Genomic DNA, 16,395 nt, shown 5'->3' on the forward strand with positions numbered 1-16,395 from the left:
GGTTTCCCGCGTGGGCTTTCGGCGTAAGGAGTTTCATCGAGGAATAACAGGAGAACACGGGGCAGACTGTCGGCTTTCGGCCAGGAGCGGCCGCTCGACCTCCGCGGCCAGTTCGTCGACAATGCAGCTGCAGAAGACGTCGAGCTCGGAGATATGGACAAAAATCGAGAGTTTTTTCTGCCGTTCGGAATCGACCTTAGGGTTGAGGACGGTACCGCAAGTATCGAATCCGACTTGCCGGAGTCGCTTCCTAGTCATAGCGACCCCGTCGAAAACGCGCGCATCGTTGAGGTCGTTGAAGGCGTCGAGCAATTGTTGCTTTCGCTGGCGCGTGTCGGTATCGATTTATCCAATCCACAGTTCGCGCAGGCAATCCATGACTGCGTAGCCAACTTGCAATCTGGCTGATCGGCAAACGGCCATGTCCGGCCAGTTTCAGACACTCGACCATACGGACTAGATCGCCGACAATCGGCAGTACCCGCTTACGTTTGGTCAATATCGATGAAAGTTTCGAGAGATTTCGGAATCGTTGTCCGGCGGGCTGCGCTAGCAGCCAAGAATGTCGACCTATCGACGGTCATGGTCGAATTCAATTTTCGGGAATATTTTGACGAATCCGATAGCCTCTTGTCGCTTGGCCCGTTCTTCGGCGGCGATGCGGCCGATGAGTGCACGAAGTCATTGGAACGGCTTGGGCTAACATACATCGACGACTTTTTTGTCTTCGAGCAGTTTGTGCCCGCCTGGTGTTCGTTCGAAGTATTTTGATGTGAGTGTCGATATCGAGTTGCCGAGGTTGAATCCGCAGCCAAAAGCGGTCGCTCGACGCTGCAGCCTAGATCGACGACATCGACCAAACTGAGCGAAATCCAAATGAAGACCAGATGCGCTAGCGCTGAGCCCACCCCAGGCGCCCGGCTGCAATACAACAGGAAGCTCTATGCCGACATTCTCGTGGGAACCGTTGGATTTTCTTGAAGCACTTGAAGTCTCTCCAGTCGAGGAAGAGTATGGGATCTCCTACCGGTATCTCGTTTCGAGAGGCTCCGTTTTCTTGAGTCTAACTATATGGCCACTCAATTGCGACGTTGAGATTTTGCTTGGCAATGCAAGGGGTGCAGAGCCGCTTGTTCGGCTCAACTTGTTGGATTGTCCAGGTGCGCGTGTCATGCGAGACGATGAGCGGACATATATCGAATTCTGTGCCGCCAAGGTATTCGAAGGGCGATACGACCAGACACATACGCCGCCTTACGGATTTCGATTGCAACTCGAGCCGTTTATTCAGATCTCGACGTTTTCGTACCCCGTCTAATAAAACTTGGACGTTGGCGACAAGGTCCACTGCGGTCCTAGGGCGGTACGATTGTGCGCCACCGAACGACCGCTTTGGGGACATCCCACTGACCGCTCCGGGTCGGCAAGCGCCAACCACTGAAATTCACGAAAAACAAAAAAGCCTGCACTCGACATGAGTGCAGGCTTTTTTCCTTCTGGCTTGGCGATCCGGCAGCCCTGAACGGCCGTCGGCACCCGACGCTCAATGACCCTTGTAGACGTCCGACGCATCCCCCGCCGCCGGCACAACCACCCGCTGGCCCGCTTGCGACGCGGCGGCGGCATTCACGCCATAACCCGTCGTATCAGCCTGCGCGCCGGTGTTCTGCGCGGCGGTGATCTTGGCCTGCGCGGCCTGGATGTTTTCCGGGTAGTTGATCCAGTCGTTCGGGTTGTAGCCGGCTTTTTCGAGCTGGACCAGTTCGGCGCGCACTTGCGCGCGGGTCAGCGGCTGCTGGTTCGATTGGGCGAACGAAGCGACCGGGGCGGCCACGATGACGGCCAGTGCAACTGCGTTGATCAGCGATTTCATGATTCAGAACCTCCGAGATTGTTTTTTCAAACGCATCGGACTCTGGGTTCGGTGCGCATGAGTAGAAGTCTAGGAGGCTCGACTATCAGGGTAAATACTTAAATCGCGAATTCACTGTTGACTGGAATCGGACAATCGACGGGAATTTTCCGCATTAATCAGATGATTAGCCGCATTGACATACAGAATCCCGCCAGCCCCGCTCAGCCCGCCCCGCCCTCCGACGCCATCAGCCGGTCGAACAGCAAGGCCTTCAAACGCAACACATCGGCCGCTTCCATGTCGCCATAAGCGACGTGATGCAACACGAGCGCCGGCGCGGCCGGGTCCGCGTGTGTGTGGCGCACCGTGCCGTCCAGCGCCAGCAGCGCAACGCTGCCGCCGACCTCGTAAGGCAGCCGGATGCGCAACGGCTCGCCCGCCGGCGCGATCGTCTCGGCCGCGGCGATCGACAGCCCGCTCAAGCTGATGTCGTGAACGATGCCGAAGCTGCCAACGCCGTCCTGCCCGCTGCTGCAGCGGGCGGCGAGCCGCGCCGGCACGCGCGGCTCCGAGCGGGCGCGCAGCCGCTCGACGAAGCCGGGCGGCGACAGGATCATGTACGGCGACGGCGCGGCCTGCAGCACGTCGACGGTCGCCGCGAAGCGAAACACCGCGGCGCGCCCGATCGCGATCACCTCGACGTCGTCGCCGCGCGCGAACGCCAGCGCCACCCCGTGGCGCGGCTCGACGAACAGCGACTGCGACGCGCCGTGGCCGATCACCCGGCAACGCTGCATCGTCCGTGTTTCGCCGACCCGCCGGCGGATGCCGACCACCCGGCCGATCGACAGCCCCATGCCTGCGACCGCGGGCACGCCGTCCGGCGGCGCCTGCCGGGCGACTTCGCCGCGCCGCGCGGGGCGGAAATGGTCGAACAGGAAAGCATGTTGCGCGTGGTCGTGCAACGTGGTGCCGGCCGGCAGCAGCGCGGCGCCGCCGATGTCGTAGACATCGAAGCCGACCGGCGTGCCGGCCGCGAAATCGTCGCGCTCGAGTGCGACGTAATCGTAGAAATTGCGCATCAGGGAACGCGGCGCGGCCGCGGGGCTGTCGTATTGGCGGTATTACGGCAGCCCCGCGCAAAACCTGAACGCGCGGATCAGTACACGCTGCTGGCGCCGGTCGGCGGTTGCGTGTCGGCCGGCTCCGGCGCGGACGGCGACGCAGGCGCGGCGGGCGACGGGGTTGCGACAGGCGGCGAGCCGGCGGGCGGCGTCGCATTGCCCGCACCGTTCGACGGCGGCTGCGGCGCGCTGCCCGCGCTCGCCGCCAGCGCCGCCGCCGATGCAGCCACCTCGGACGCCGGCACCCATTCCTCGACGACGCCGCCCGACGCGGCTTCCGGCGCGGACGCCGCCGACGCGGCGCTCGCCTCCTCTTCCTCCGGCTCCGGCGCGCGCCGGATCTTCGCCGTGGGCGGCGTTTTCGTCTCGGTCTTGAACCAGCTGCCGAACAGGCCGGTCACCCGTTCCTGCATCGACGCGAACCAGCCCGGCGACGGCTCGGTGTCGAACTTCGCCTTGCCGTCGATCAGCCGCGCCCGCAGCGCCCGCTGGAACACGTCGCCGACGATCGGCAGCGCGCTGTGCGCGCCCTGTCCCCAGTAATCACTGCGCAGCGTCACGCGGCCGTCGTCGAAGCCGACCCACGCGCCCGCGACGAGGTTCGGCTGCATCAGGATGAACCAGCCGTCCGCGTTGTCCTGCGTGGTGCCGGTCTTGCCCGCGACGTCGCCGCGAATCCCGAAGCGCGTGCGGATGCTCGTGCCCGTACCGCGATCGACGACGTCGCGCATCACGTCGACGAGCGTCTTGTCGACCTCGGCGTCGAGCGCGCGCTCGGGCGGTGCCGGCGCGAACTCGGCGAGCACCTCGCCGTCGCGGGTCTCGATGCGCGTGACCATCTGCGGTTCGACGTACAGACCGCCGTTGGCGATCGTCGCGTACGACGCCACCATTTCCTTCAGCGTGACCGGGCTCGTGCCGAGCGCGAGCGACGGCACGCGTTCGAGCGTGCTGTCGCGCACGCCCATCGAATACGCAAGCCGCGCGACCTTGGCCGGCCCGAGCTTGTCCATCACCTGCGCGGTGATCCGGTTGCGCGACAGCGCGATCGCGTCGCGCAGCGTCATCGGCTTGCCGGTCGGCGGCGCGTCGTCGTTCGGCCGCCAGATCTCGCCGCCCTTCAGCGCGATCTCCACCTGCTGGTCGATGAACGTGTCGTCGGGCGTCATCCCGCTCGCGAAAGCCGCGCCGTAGACGAACGGCTTGAACGTCGAACCCGGCTGTCGGCGCGCCTGCACGACGTGGTCGAACGGCTCGCTCGTGAAATCGCGGCTGCCGACCCACGCGCGGATCTGCCCGTTGCGCGGGTCGATCGCCAGAAAGCCCGCCTGCACGTCGGTCTTCGTCTTGCACAGCGCGCGCATGAAGCCGCGGTCGGCGGCGAGCGCCTTCATCGCGGCGGCGTCGCCCTTGCCGGCGTCCTGCATCGCCTTGTATTCCGGCGCCTCGCGCATGAACGTGCGGAACACTTCGTTGTCGGTCCCGCAGCCGTCGCGGCCGCTCCACGCGCCGTTCGCGATGCCCTGCAGCGCGTTCGCCTGCTGCTTCAGCGCCTGCGTCGCCATCGCCTGCAGGCGCGCGTCGATCGTCGTGCGCACGATCAGACCATCGGAGTAGATGTTGTAGTCGTTGCGGTCGGCCCACGCGATCAGCCACTTGCGCAACTGCTGCGCGAAATGCGGCGCGGGGCCCGGCGGCTCCTTCTGGCGCTCGAAGTCGACCCGCAGCGGCCGGCGCTTGAGCTGTTCGAACTGGGCCGGCGTGAGCTTGCCGTACTTCACCATCTGGCCAAGCACCGTATTGCGCCGCTGCAGCGCGCGCTCGGGGTTCAGCACCGGGTTGTAGTAGCTGTTGCCCTTCAGCATCCCGACCAGCGTCGCGCTGTCGAGCACGTCGAGCTCGTCGGCCGACTTGTCGAAGTAAGTGCGCGCGGCCATCTCGACGCCGTACGCGTTGTACAGGAACGGCACCGTGTTCAGGTAGGTCTCGAGAATCTGCGGCTTGCTGTAGACCGCCTCGATCTTCAGCGCGGTGATCGCCTCCTTCAGCTTGCGCGTGAGCGTCGGCGCACGGCCGATCTCGTCCGGGTACAGGTTGCGCGCGAGCTGCTGCGTGATCGTCGAGCCGCCCTGCCGGCTGCCCGAGAACGTATGCAGCGCGGCCCCCGCCGTGCGCCGCCAGTCGAGGCCGTGATGTTCGTAGAAGCGGTGATCCTCGGTCGCGATCAGTGCATCGATCATGTGCGGCGAGATCTGCTTGAGCGCAACCCATTCGCGGTTCGACGGCTTGAATTCCGCGAGCAGCTTGCCGTCGGCCGACAGCACCTGCGCGGGCTGGTCGACGCGCGCCTTGCGGATGTCGCCGATGCCCGGCGTGAACGGGACAAGCGCGAGCACGTACAACAGGAACAGCGCCGGCACGGCGGCGACGGCGAGCACGACGCCGCGGCGCGTCGGATGACGCAGGCGGAACCATGCGACGGCGAGAAGACGCTTGACCGGCGCGGCGGCGGCGGCCGCGACGGGTTGGGCGCGCGCGATCCATTTGGCACAGAGGTCACGCACTGACGACACGTTTCGGCGATTCACGCGGATGGGGGATCTGCTGGAAAGGCAGCATCGTACCAAAACTTGCGCGGCCTTCCGGCGGGTTGGCCCCCGGCGCCCCCGGTGCACGCGCCGGCGATGCGTGCAAAAAAGGCGCGCGCCCGGGAACCGGGAACGCGCGCCAAGCCTGGTACTGCAAGCGGTTCAACGTGTGATCGGCTGTCGAACGGACTGTCCGCCAGGCGAACGCACGGCAGGGTCGCGGGCCGCTTTCGGCGCCGCTGCGCTCAGCGCACGAGGAAACCGTAGGTTTGCGGGTCGCGCTCGTCGATGATCCAGTTCGCGAAGCCGCAGATGTACGCGCGGCCCTCCACCTCCGGAATCACGGCCGGCAGGCCGCCGACCGTCGTCTCGCGCAGCACCCGCCCCTTGAAGATCGTGCCGACGATCGATTCGTTGACGAGCGTGTCGCCGGCCGCGAGCAATCCGCGCTGGTAAAGCTGCGCGACCCGGCCGCCGGTGCCGGAGCCGGTGGGCGAGCGGTCGACCTCGCGGTCGGCGAACACGCAGCAGTTCGCCTGCGTCGAGCCCGGATGGCGCGGCGCGTTCGCGATGATCGTGCCGTAGATATGGTTGATCTCCGGAATCTCGGGATGCACGACCGGGTACGCGGCATTCGCCGCCGCCTTCACTTCCGCGCCGAAGCGGATCAGCTGCTCGACCGCCGCTTCGCGCACCGGCAGGTCGAACGGCGCGCCGTCGACATAGAAATAGAATGCGCCGCCGTACGCGATGTCGCCCGTCACGGTGCCGAACGACGGCGTCTCGACCGACACGTCGCGCCGCCAGATGAACGACGGCACGTTGACGAAGCGCACCGGCCCCGCATGCTCGCCGTCCCACTTGACGAACGCCTCGATGAAGCCGCACGGCGCGTCGATGCCGACCCGCGTTTCCGGCTCGGTGCGCTGCACCCAGCCGAGCTCGACCGCGGCGGTCGCCAGCGCGATCACGCCGTGCCCGCAATGGTCGCTGTAGCCCTCGTTGTGCAGGAAGATCACGCCGAAATCGGCCTGCGGCGACACCGGCTCGGTCAGGTAGCCGCCGTACATGTCGGCGTGGCCGCGCGGCTCGAACATCAGCGCGCGGCGGATTTCGTCGGCGTGCGCCTTCAGCCAGGCGCGGCGCTGGACGATCGTGTCGCCCGGCAGGCGCGGCAGCCCGCTCGTGACGATGCGGAACGCTTCGCCGCCGGTGTGGACTTCGACGGTGGACAGGGATCGGGTCAGTTTCATCTTGGATTCAGGGAGGGGAATTCGATGGCGCGCGTCGTGGGACGCGCGCCCAAACGGGCCGGCGGGGCCGTGCCGGTCAATCGCCGTAAGGCGCCGGCAGGCCGTTGCGGATCACGTAGACGGTGGTCGGCGCGCCCTTCAGGTCGCCGTTCGCATCGAACGAATAGGTGCCCGCGACGCCCTTGTAGTTCGATTTCGCGAGCTGCGCGGTGAGCTTCGCCTTGTCGGTCGTCGTGCCGGCCTTGACCATCGCGTCGGCGAGCAGCTTCACGCCGTCGTAGTAGTTCACGCCGTACACCTGCGTGTCGATGTGATAGGTGTCGTGATACTTCTTCAGGAACTCGCGCCCGGCGGGCGTCTTCTCGAGCGCGACGCCGCCCTGCGCGCAATAGACGATCGACGCGGCCTCGCCCGCCACCTTGCCCATGTCGGCCGAGCAGATGCCGTCGCCGCCGAGCAGCTTCGCGCGCAGGCCGCGCTGCTTCATCTGCTTGGCCATCGGCGCGCCCTGCGCCGCGTAGCCGCCGAAGAAGATCACGTCCGGGTTGGCGGCCTTGATCTTGGTGAGAATGCCGAGGAAATCGGTGGCCGACGAATTCGTGAATTCCTGGTCGACAATCTTGATGCCGTTCGCCTTCGCGACGTTCGCGAACTGCTCGGCCACGCCCTGGCCGTATGCGGTGCGATCGTCGATGATCGCGGCGGTCTTCGCGTGGAGCGTCTTCGCGGCGAACACGGCCATCGTGCCGCCGAGCTGCTCGTCGCTCGCGCCGATCCGGAAGATGTTCTTGAAGCCCTGCTTCGTCAGCGCCGGGTTCGACGCGACCGGCAGGATCGGCACGCCCGCGGTGCTGTACACGCGCGACGCGGGAATCGCGACGCCGGAGTTGTACGGCCCGAGCACCGCCACGACGCCCTTGTCGACGAGGTTCTGCGCGACCTGCACGCCGGCTTTCGGGTCGGCCTGGTCGTCCTCGGAAACCAGTTTGAACGTGACGGTCTTGCCGGCGACCTTCAGGCCCTGCTTGTTGAGCTCGTCGACCGCGAGCCGCACGCCGTTCTCGTTGTCCTTGCCGTTTGCGGCCTGCGGGCCGGTCAGCGGCGCCGAATGGCCGATCGTGACGACTTCCTGCGCGTGCGCGGAAGCCAGCGCGCCGGTGGCGGCGGCCACGGCGAGCACGGTGAAGAGTTGACGCATCATGTGTCTCCAGATTGGTTTTTGTCAAACCAATGTAGGACACAAGTGGTCACTACGCAAGCACTTTCAAAATAGATTTCCGCATTCTGGTCAAAAATCAGACCAGAGCGAACACCTGCCGATCACTTCGGCGCGATGTCGCGCCGCACACGGCGGATATGCTGTTCGACGTAGAACGCGGCCGCGTCGGCGTCGCCGGAGACGATCGCCTCGTAGATCAGCCGGTGCTCGGACACGTAGAGCCGGATCCGGCCCGCGTCGTAGATCCCGTCGTCCTTCAGGCGCTTCCACAGCGGCTGGTCCATCGTCTTCGCGACCTCGTCGGCGATCTTCACGATCAGCGCATCGCCCGTCATCAGCGCGAGCTGGCGGTGGAACAGCCGGTCGCTCTCGTTCCACAGCGCGCGCTGGTGCGGATCGTCGATGTCGGTGATCGTTTCCATCTGCGACAGATAGCCTTCGGCGATCGGGTCCGGCCGGCCGTGCTCGGCCGCGCGGCGTGCGATCGCAGGCTCCAGAATGAGCCGCACGTCGAGCGTCGAGGTCGGGCTGAAATCGGCCTCGGCCGCGGCGGGCGCGTGGCCGCGCTGCGTCAGCACGTCGAGCGGGGCCGACACCACGTAGGTGCCCGAGTTGCGCTTCGTGAACACCAGCCCCTCGTTCTGCAGCGCGCCCAGCGCCTCGCGCACGGCCGGGCGGCCGACCTGGAACAGCGCCGCGAGTTCGCGCTCCGACGGCAGGCGGGAATCGGGCGCGTAGCGGCCCGCGCGGATCTCCTCGCGGACCCGCTCCGCCACCTGCTCGTAGATTTGCAGCGGCCTGAAACCGCTTTCGACTGATTCGAGACGCGCGGACGACATCGTGATGCTCCTGCCGGATCGTGGGGGGGCGTGGATCGGAATGGGTTCGCACTATACCGGAGCGGCGCGGCCGGCTGGCCGGTTTGCGTACCGCAGCGGCCCGTTTGGACTGATATTAGAACCAAAATCACCGGGTTGCATGATTTTGTGGGTTGCCGTGCCGCCGCCAATTGGTATAAATTTGATCCAGACTGGCTGTGTCGCACTATTCGACAGTCCCCGTAGCGGGCGCGCGACGCATCCACCTTCCATGCTCACCGACGAAACGACGCACACGATGACCACCCTTGCCCAGACTCCCGTTTTCGATGCGGCCGCGACGGCCGCGCTGCTCGACTATCCGGCGCTGCTCGCCACGCTGCGGCAAACCGTCGTCGAATACGCGGCCGGCGGCATCGTCAGCCCCGAGCGGCTCGTCGTGCCGCTGCAGGCGGGCGGCGTGATGCTGTCGATGCCGTCGAGCGCGCACGATCTCGCGATCCACAAGCTGGTGAACGTGTGCCCCGGCAACGGCGCGCGCGGGCTGCCGACGATCCTCGGGCAGGTGATCGCATGCGACGCGGTGACGGGCGAAATGCGCTTCGTGCTCGACGGCCCGACCGTCACCGGTCGGCGCACCGCCGCGATCACCGCGCTCGGCATCCAGGCGCTGCACGGCGACGCGCCGCGCGAGATCCTGCTGATCGGCACCGGCAAGCAGGCGGCCAATCATGCGGAAGCGTTCGCGGCGGTCTTCCCCGGCGCGCGGCTGCACGTGCGCGGCACCACCGCCGCGAGCGCCGCCGAATTCTGCGCGGCCCATCGCGCGCAGGCGCCGCAGCTTGCGCCGCTCGACGGCGAACGGATTCCCGACGCGATCGACGTCGTCGTCACGCTGACGACGAGCCGCACGCCCGTCTACCGCGAACCCGCGCGCGAAGGCCGGCTGGTGGTGGGCGTCGGCGCGTTCACGGCCGATGCCGCGGAAATCGACGCGGGCACCGTGCGCAACAGCCGGCTCGTGGTCGACGATCCGGCCGGCGCGCGCCACGAGGCGGGCGACCTGATCCTCGCGCAGGTCGACTGGCGCGACGTCGCGTCGCTCGCCGACGTGCTGCGCGGCACGTTCGAGCGCCGCGGGCCGCTGCTGTTCAAGAGCGTCGGCTGCGCCGCGTGGGATCTCGCCGCGTGCCGCACCGCGCGCGACGCGCTCGCCGCACGCGCAAACGGGTGACCCGGCCGCCGCCGCGCGGCGGCGCACGACGTCACGCGGTGTAGGAAAAACCCTACACCGCGACGAACCGGCCTACGCAAACTTCCAATTCGGCCGATTTCAATTTGAGCGGCGCAACAGGATACTGGTTTACATGAATGCCAGCCTGTCACCCGCCGCACTCAGGGTATTTCTCGTCGATCATGCCGCTGCCGTGCGGCGCCGGATCGCGCTGCTCGTCGGCGCGATCCGCGGCGTCGACGTCGTCGGCGAAGCGGAAGACGGACACGGCGCGTGGTCGCACATCCGCCGGTGCCAGGCGGATGTCGTGATCGTCGACCTGCGGCTCGCGGACGGCAGTGGCCTCGACCTGATCGGGATGCTGTCGAAGGCCGCGCCGCGCGTCGTCACCATCGTGCTGACGAATCATTCCGCGCCGGCATTCAGAGAGGCATGCGCGACGGCCGGGGCGGACTACTTCTTCGACAAGACCGCCGAATTCGACGCCGCATGCCACGTGATCGAATCGCTGGTGCGCTCGCGTCACGCGCACCCTTCCTGAACGTGCCGGAGTGCATCATGTCCCCAGCATCCGTTAGCGCAGCCGCCGCCGAGCCCTTCGCGCCCGTCGCGCCGCGGCCCGTGACGCTCCACGCGATCGCCCGCGCCGACGCCCCGAAACATCCCTCCGCGCGCTGCTCGGTCTGCGCGATGCGATCCCTGTGCCTGCCGCCGCACCTGACCGCGGCCGAATACGGCCGGCTCGACGCGATCATCTGCACGACCCGCCACGTGCGCCAGGGCGACGCGCTGTTCCGCACCGACGATCCGTTCCAGAGCATCTACGCGGTGCGCGCGGGGTCGTTCAAGACGGTGATGGTGCATCGCGACGGCCGCGAGCAGGTGACCGGCTTCCAGATCGCCGGCGAGACGCTCGGCATGGACGGCATCGGCGGCGGCCAGCACTGCTGCGACGCGATCGCGCTCGAGGACAGCGTCGTGTGCATCATCCCGTTCGGCCAGCTCGAGGCGGCCTGCCGCGAAATGAAGCCGATGCAGCATTTCCTGTACCAGATGCTGAGCAGCGAGATCGTCCGCGAATCGAGCCAGATGCTGCTGCTCGGCACGATGTCCGCCGAACAGCGCGTCGCGCATTTCCTGCTGAACCTGTCGTCGCGCTTCCAGGCGCGCGGCTATTCGGCGTCCGAGTTCAATTTGCGGATGACGCGCGAGGAAATCGGCTGCTATCTCGGGATGAAGCTCGAGACCGTCAGCCGGATGTTCTCCCGCTTCCATCGCGACGCGCTCGTCGAGACGCACGGCAAGCGCGTGCGCATCATCGACGCCGAGGCGCTCGCGCGCGTCTGACGCGGCCGGGCCCGCCCACCGGCCCTCGTGCGCGCCGCTCAGCGCACCCCATGCGAGCCCTGCGCGAGCGCGCCGGGCTTTCCCGCTCCCTGCCCGACCTGCCATGCGAGCAGCGCGCGTTCGGCTTGCGCGAACGCCGTGCGCACCGCCTCGCTCGCGTCCTCGCCGACGCAGTGCGGAATCGGCCGCAACTCGTTGCCATGGGTAATCAGGTCGAGCCGCACGTCGTATGCGCGCGGCCCCGCGCCGCCCGGGCGCGCCTCGATCGCCAGGTGGCAGCCGCTGATCAGCGATCGGAACCGGTCGAGGCGCACCAGTTGCGCGCCCGCTTCCGCTTCCAACGCGGCCGAACCCGCGAATCCGAAGTAGGCGATCTGCATGCTCACGCCCATATTGTTTCTCCTGACGGCGCCGCCTCGTGCCGACCACCTTGTATGCGCCGGCCGCATTGCTGCGGCGCGGCAAAGATTCATCTGCGACTGCGTGGCCTGTGCTCGCCGGCCGCAGTCCGACCGGCTTCGTGCGCTGATCCTGCCGCGCGTTCCCCGCACGCCCCCGCGTGCGGCATTCGTTCCGTTCCTACACGCTGAACACCTGCGAGCGCTTCAGCTCGATCCACGTCATGCCGGCCCGCAGGCCCGCCAGCACCGCCTCGCGCTCGGTCGGATACGCCTGCCCGTGCTCGAATTCATGGTGGAACCGGCCGGCGCCTTCGCCGTGCTCGACGCGCACCCGGCAGCGGAACCCGCCCGCGTCGTCCGGCCGCGTCTCGACCTCGACGGTCCAGTCGTGTTCCCGGATATTGCCCGACAGTGCCATGCCTCCTCCTGCAGCCATCCGGCCGCGTCCTGCCTGCCGCCTCATCCGGCGGACCGGAAATGCCCGCTGTGCAGCAGCACCGGCCGCCCGCCGATCTCCTCGAGCATTCTGCGCGCCTCGCGCTCGATCGCCGTGCGATGCGCGTCGAACGCGCCGATCAGGTCACGCTCGAGCAGCGACGCTGCGCCGAAATGATCCTCCAGCGCCTCGGCCGTGATGGCGCACTGCACGCAATCGCCATCGACGATCGCGGAAAACGCGACGACCAGATCCCGCCCGCAATACTCCGGCGGATCTGGCGGGAAATGAATCTGCATCGCCAGCCCGTCACCGTTTCGACGTGTCCATGACGTGAGCATAGAGGCGCGGGCCGCCGCGCGCTTGACCCACGTCAAGCGAGTCGCCCGCGGCGGCGGCGCTCAACGCCGCGGCCGCGTGGCTGTCAAAGGAAGTGTAGGTCGGCATGCTCGGGCCGGGAGCCGGGATCATTGCAGCGGGCGCATTAAGCCGCACGGGACGCGAGTCTTGACATGTGCTTATAGGCCACGAGTACTATGTCCGAATGCAACGACTCCAGGCCTTCAAGTTCGAACTGATGCCAACTGGCGAGCAGCAGCGCGATATGCGCCGCGTCGCCGGATCGTGCCGGTTCGTCTACAACAAGGCGCTGGCATTGCAGAAGGAAAATTACGACGCGGGCGGCAAGTTCATCAACTACGTGGCGATGGCAAAGCACCTCACTGCGTGGCGAAATGGATCGGAGACGCCGTGGCTCAAGGATTCGCCCGTTCACCCGTTGCAGCACGCACTCAAGGACTTGGAGCGGGCCTACGAGAATTTCTTCGGCAAGCGTGCAGCATTCCCGCGCCTCAAGAAGAAGGGCAAGAGCGACCGCTTCCGCTACCCCGACCGGAAGCAGATCAAGCTGGATCAAGGTAACAGCCGAATCTTTCTGCCCAAACTCGGCTGGCTGCGCTACCGCAACAGCCGAGGCGTCCTGGGCGAGTTGCGCAATGCCACGGTATCCCGGAGTGCCGGAAAGTGGTTCGTCTCGATCCAGACACAACGCGAGGTAGATCCGCCGGTGCCGCAAGCCACCCGCGCAGTTGGCATCGATGTCGGCGTAGCGCGCTTCGCAACGATGAGCGACGGCACGTTCCTCGCGCCGCTCAACAGCTTCAAGCAGCACGAAGCTCGGTTGTGCCGTGCGCAACGGGCCATGAGCCGCAAGATGAAATTCAGCAGCAACTGGAAGAAGGCGAAAGCCCGCATCCAGCGTATCCATTCCCGCATCGGTAACGCCCGCCGCGATTACCTGCACAAGGCCACGACCACGATCAGCAACAACCACGCGATGGTGTGTATCGAGGATTTGCAGGTGCGGAACATGTCCAGATCGGCAGCGGGCAACGCCGAGAATCCTGGTAAGAATGTTCGGGCCAAGTCAGGCCTGAACAAAGCCATCCTCGATCAGGGCTGGTCCGAGTTCCGTCGCCAACTGGACTACAAGCTGGCATGGAACGGCGGCTGGCTTATTGCGGTGCCATCCGCGAACACGAGCCGGACGTGTCCGGCGTGCGGTTGCGTGAGCGCGGAGAACCGGCTTACGCAGGCGCGGTTCGCCTGTATCGAATGCGGTTTCGAGGAAAACGCCGACGTGGTCGGCGCGATCAATGTTTTGGCGCGGGGACACCGCGTTGCAGCCTGTGGAGAGCCGGTGCAGTCAGGCCCCTCCGTGAAGCAGGAACCCGCCGAGGCGATCTGAAGCGAGCATCATCATCGCTTTAGGAGCAGTAGGAATTCCCTGCGTTCGGGCAGGGACGGATGTCAATGCGAATCTGGACGGTGCGCGCGACCTCTACCGGCTTTGCTTCATGTGCGCGCCGCGGGCTTACTTTACGTGCCTGCCGCTCGACGAGCAATGCGGCGAGCGCTGGGCGGAGGTGCCGTATCAGGACGCGGCGCAGCCGCCGTACAGCGATTCCCGCACGCAGGTGCTCAAGGTCGCGTTCGACGCGCCGCTGCTGCTGCCGCCGGAAGCGGGCCGCCACGCGTGCGCGTGCAGCGTCGAGCAGATCAATCGCGGCGCCGCGCCGTGGCTGCGCAGTGAGAATTTTCTCGACGGCAATACGCTGCGCGTGATGGGTGGTGCGACGTTGCGGGAATTCGTCGAGACAGTGGAAGCGGCGGGCGGGACAGTTTACGGGCCGCTTGGCTGGGCCGAGTTGCCGCCGTGGGCGGCGCGTGGTGAGCCGGTGTGAGTGTGGCCGGCCTCCCCCACGCGCTTCAGCGTGCGTCCGGCTCGATCGCCGCGCCCCGCTCGGCGAGAAGCTCGCGCAGAATGCTGCGGTGGCAGCGCTGCTCGTTCTCGCAATAACAGCCGATCGAGAAGTGCGAAGTCGCCGACAGCGCGGCCAGCACGTCGAGCACCTTCGCCGCGTCGCCGTGATTCATCTCCGCGCGGAACTTGCGGGCGAATGCGCGCCAGTCGACGTCGGTCTCGGCGGCCTGCGCCTGGGTGACGAGTTCAGGCGTCGGTGACAACGTCGGCAGCCAGACGTCGTAATAGTCGCGTGACGCGAACTCGGCCTTCGGCACGCCGCGCGGCGGGCGCCGCACCGTGCCGATTCGTACGCCTTCGCCAGATGCGCGCGGGGATCCCAGTTGGACGATTCGGATGGTCATGCTTGTTCTGTGTCTTCGATTCCAGGATTGCCATGCGCGCATCGTACCGCTGCGCGCATGGGAGCGACAGGTGTTCGGGGCGGGATCACGTGCCGCACAATAATGTTCATCGAGGCTTATGACCGTCGGGGTTCGGCCAGTTTGAGTCGCTCAAAGTAGATTTGCGACCGCCCGCTCCCGGACCAAGAAGAAACGGTCGTCAATGATGCTGCACCCTTTGGATCGTCGACCGTTGCGGCGGTCGCAAACAGAAGCCCTGTCTCGCGGAAGAGGCTTGGTCGGGGCTGCCGGTCCGTTGGCAAACCGGTTCGGCACGGCGCGGCCGGGCGAGTGGCTCAGATCAAGCAGTCGGAACAGTTCCTCCGTCGATGACGTATTCAGTGCCGGTGATTGCGCTGGCCCGCGCGGAGACGAGGAAGCCGATGAGCTCCGCAACCTCCCGAGGCGAGCATGGTCGGCCGAGAGGAATGCCACCGAGCGAATCCATGGTGATCTTGCGGGCGCCTTCCGTGTCGATACCGCCTTGTCGGGCGATCTCGGCAACGAGACCTGCGGCGGCATCGGTCTCGACCCAGCCCGGGGAGACACGCACGACGCGAACGCCCTTCGGACTGACCTCCTTGGACAAGGCTTTGCTGTAGTTTGACAGGGCAGCCTTGGCGGCGGCATAGGCAATCGTCGCCTCCGGCAACGGCAATTGCCGCTGGATCGACGTGACATGGATGATGACGCCCGAACGCTGCTCGACCATCGAGGGCAACAGCGCGCGATCGATGCGCACTGCCGGGAATAGGTTCAGGCTCAGTGCCTTGTTCCATTCATCGTCATCCAGCACGCTGAAGCCACCGGCCGGCGCAGATGAGCCGCCCACGACGTGCACGACTATATCAACGCCACCCAATCGCTCGAGCACGGCGTCGACAATGGCTTTACAGCCCTCGGCCGTCGTAATGTCCGCCCCGATGAACCGTTCTTCGGCAAGCTCATCGGGACGGGAACGCGCGGTCGTCAGGACGTTCGCACCTGCCTCGCAAAGGCGTGCGACAACGGCTTTGCCGACGCCTTTGGTTCCGCCCGTCACGAGCGCCCGAAGCCCCAGAAGTTCGGGTGCGGAGCTCATGGGCGAATCTCCAGCGACGCAATCCTGCCGCCGGCCAGGACGAACGTATAGGTCAGCTCGACCGGGCTACCCGGGAAGGCGCCCGTGAGCCGTGCACGCATCGTCACGGTGGCGCCGTCCTGCGATACGTCCAGCGGCTCAATGCTGTACTGGTACCTGGTTTTACCGTCTTTCTTCCAGGCCTGGATGGCGTCCAGCCCCTTGATCGTGCGGCCTTCGTCCCGCACGACGGCATCGGCGGTAAAGCAGTCCGATAGAGGGGCGGTGTCGGTGACGGTTTCCGCGAGCAGATAGGCATCCAGCGGCGGAGGCAGCTTCATGTTCATCGGGGTT

General features: G+C 66.4%; 19 protein-coding genes. 7 read left to right on the top strand and 12 right to left on the bottom strand.

What is annotated here, in order from left to right; all coding sequences use genetic code 11:
- Positions 1-153: 153 nt before the first annotated feature.
- Positions 154-408: a hypothetical protein gene (locus ABFO07_RS22680; RefSeq protein WP_347469599.1), complete on the top strand. Its 255-nt coding sequence runs from the start codon at positions 154-156 to the stop codon at positions 406-408.
- A 96-nt stretch (positions 409-504) separates the two neighbouring features.
- Complete coding sequence (locus ABFO07_RS22685) at positions 505-771, top strand: hypothetical protein (RefSeq protein ID WP_124631038.1); 267 nt, start codon at positions 505-507, stop codon at positions 769-771.
- 772 nt (positions 772-1,543) lie between these two features.
- On the opposite strand, the gene ABFO07_RS22690 is transcribed toward ABFO07_RS22685, so the two are convergent.
- The 6 genes from ABFO07_RS22690 to ABFO07_RS22715 form a co-directional block, all read right to left on the bottom strand.
- Positions 1,544-1,873 (bottom strand): DUF4148 domain-containing protein, encoded by a 330-nt coding sequence (locus ABFO07_RS22690; protein ID WP_347469600.1) that lies wholly within the window; start codon positions 1,871-1,873, stop codon positions 1,544-1,546.
- 203 nt (positions 1,874-2,076) lie between these two features.
- On the bottom strand, positions 2,077-2,937 hold the full coding sequence (locus tag ABFO07_RS22695; protein WP_060018165.1) for a PilZ domain-containing protein: 861 nt from the start codon (positions 2,935-2,937) through the stop codon (positions 2,077-2,079).
- A gap of 77 nt (positions 2,938-3,014) precedes the next feature.
- Positions 3,015-5,552 carry a penicillin-binding protein 1A gene (locus tag ABFO07_RS22700; RefSeq protein WP_347469601.1) on the bottom strand — a complete coding sequence of 846 codons (2,538 nt, stop codon included), beginning with the start codon at positions 5,550-5,552 and terminating at the stop codon, positions 3,015-3,017.
- A 260-nt stretch (positions 5,553-5,812) separates the two neighbouring features.
- On the bottom strand, positions 5,813-6,820 hold the full coding sequence (gene lhpH, locus ABFO07_RS22705; protein WP_060018163.1) for a trans-3-hydroxy-L-proline dehydratase: 1,008 nt from the start codon (positions 6,818-6,820) through the stop codon (positions 5,813-5,815).
- A gap of 76 nt (positions 6,821-6,896) precedes the next feature.
- Positions 6,897-8,018, bottom strand: a complete 1,122-nt coding sequence (locus ABFO07_RS22710; protein ID WP_059881022.1) for a branched-chain amino acid ABC transporter substrate-binding protein — start codon at positions 8,016-8,018, stop codon at positions 6,897-6,899.
- A 122-nt stretch (positions 8,019-8,140) separates the two neighbouring features.
- Positions 8,141-8,878 (bottom strand): FadR/GntR family transcriptional regulator, encoded by a 738-nt coding sequence (locus tag ABFO07_RS22715; RefSeq protein WP_059961434.1) that lies wholly within the window; start codon positions 8,876-8,878, stop codon positions 8,141-8,143.
- Positions 8,879-9,155: 277 nt separating this feature from the next.
- Between ABFO07_RS22715 and lhpI the strand changes: the two genes are divergently transcribed.
- The 3 genes from lhpI (at position 9,156) to ABFO07_RS22730 (ending at position 11,438) form a co-directional block, all read left to right on the top strand.
- The gene (gene lhpI / locus ABFO07_RS22720; protein WP_059994168.1) at positions 9,156-10,091 is read left to right on the top strand and encodes a bifunctional Delta(1)-pyrroline-2-carboxylate/Delta(1)-piperideine-2-carboxylate reductase; all 936 of its coding nucleotides are present in this window, start codon (positions 9,156-9,158) and stop codon (positions 10,089-10,091) included.
- 133 nt (positions 10,092-10,224) lie between these two features.
- Complete coding sequence (locus ABFO07_RS22725; RefSeq protein ID WP_059566715.1) at positions 10,225-10,632, top strand: response regulator transcription factor; 408 nt, start codon at positions 10,225-10,227, stop codon at positions 10,630-10,632.
- Positions 10,633-10,649: 17 nt separating this feature from the next.
- The gene (locus ABFO07_RS22730; RefSeq protein ID WP_059566767.1) at positions 10,650-11,438 is read left to right on the top strand and encodes a helix-turn-helix domain-containing protein; all 789 of its coding nucleotides are present in this window, start codon (positions 10,650-10,652) and stop codon (positions 11,436-11,438) included.
- A gap of 38 nt (positions 11,439-11,476) precedes the next feature.
- Here ABFO07_RS22730 and ABFO07_RS22735 read toward each other — a convergent pair whose 3' ends face one another.
- The 3 genes from ABFO07_RS22735 to ABFO07_RS22745 all read right to left on the bottom strand — a co-directional run bounded on the left by ABFO07_RS22735 (position 11,477) and on the right by ABFO07_RS22745 (position 12,574).
- Positions 11,477-11,830 (bottom strand): hypothetical protein, encoded by a 354-nt coding sequence (locus ABFO07_RS22735; RefSeq protein WP_059807711.1) that lies wholly within the window; start codon positions 11,828-11,830, stop codon positions 11,477-11,479.
- A 187-nt stretch (positions 11,831-12,017) separates the two neighbouring features.
- Positions 12,018-12,257 (bottom strand): hypothetical protein, encoded by a 240-nt coding sequence (locus ABFO07_RS22740; RefSeq protein WP_059880942.1) that lies wholly within the window; start codon positions 12,255-12,257, stop codon positions 12,018-12,020.
- A gap of 41 nt (positions 12,258-12,298) precedes the next feature.
- Positions 12,299-12,574 carry a DUF1488 domain-containing protein gene (locus ABFO07_RS22745; RefSeq protein ID WP_059566712.1) on the bottom strand — a complete coding sequence of 92 codons (276 nt, stop codon included), beginning with the start codon at positions 12,572-12,574 and terminating at the stop codon, positions 12,299-12,301.
- 245 nt (positions 12,575-12,819) lie between these two features.
- Between ABFO07_RS22745 and ABFO07_RS22750 the strand changes: the two genes are divergently transcribed.
- Both ABFO07_RS22750 and ABFO07_RS22755 read left to right on the top strand, forming a co-directional pair.
- A complete protein-coding gene (locus tag ABFO07_RS22750) occupies positions 12,820-14,022 on the top strand; it encodes an RNA-guided endonuclease InsQ/TnpB family protein (protein WP_347469602.1) in 1,203 nt (400 codons plus the stop codon).
- Between the two features lie 109 nt (positions 14,023-14,131).
- Positions 14,132-14,518 carry a hypothetical protein gene (locus tag ABFO07_RS22755; protein ID WP_059566711.1) on the top strand — a complete coding sequence of 129 codons (387 nt, stop codon included), beginning with the start codon at positions 14,132-14,134 and terminating at the stop codon, positions 14,516-14,518.
- Between the two features lie 25 nt (positions 14,519-14,543).
- Here ABFO07_RS22755 and ABFO07_RS22760 read toward each other — a convergent pair whose 3' ends face one another.
- The 3 genes from ABFO07_RS22760 to ABFO07_RS22770 all read right to left on the bottom strand — a co-directional run bounded on the left by ABFO07_RS22760 (position 14,544) and on the right by ABFO07_RS22770 (position 16,388).
- A complete protein-coding gene (locus ABFO07_RS22760) occupies positions 14,544-14,942 on the bottom strand; it encodes a DUF488 domain-containing protein (protein WP_059566710.1) in 399 nt (132 codons plus the stop codon).
- A gap of 340 nt (positions 14,943-15,282) precedes the next feature.
- Positions 15,283-16,062 (bottom strand): SDR family oxidoreductase, encoded by a 780-nt coding sequence (locus tag ABFO07_RS22765; protein ID WP_347469603.1) that lies wholly within the window; start codon positions 16,060-16,062, stop codon positions 15,283-15,285.
- Positions 16,059-16,388 carry a nuclear transport factor 2 family protein gene (locus ABFO07_RS22770; protein ID WP_347469604.1) on the bottom strand — a complete coding sequence of 110 codons (330 nt, stop codon included), beginning with the start codon at positions 16,386-16,388 and terminating at the stop codon, positions 16,059-16,061. The genes ABFO07_RS22765 and ABFO07_RS22770 overlap by 4 nt, the downstream gene beginning before the upstream one ends.
- Between the last annotated feature and the right edge of the window lie 7 nt (positions 16,389-16,395).

The sequence above is a fragment of the Burkholderia stagnalis genome (assembly GCF_039848545.1).
GTDB lineage: Bacteria > Pseudomonadota > Gammaproteobacteria > Burkholderiales > Burkholderiaceae > Burkholderia > Burkholderia stagnalis.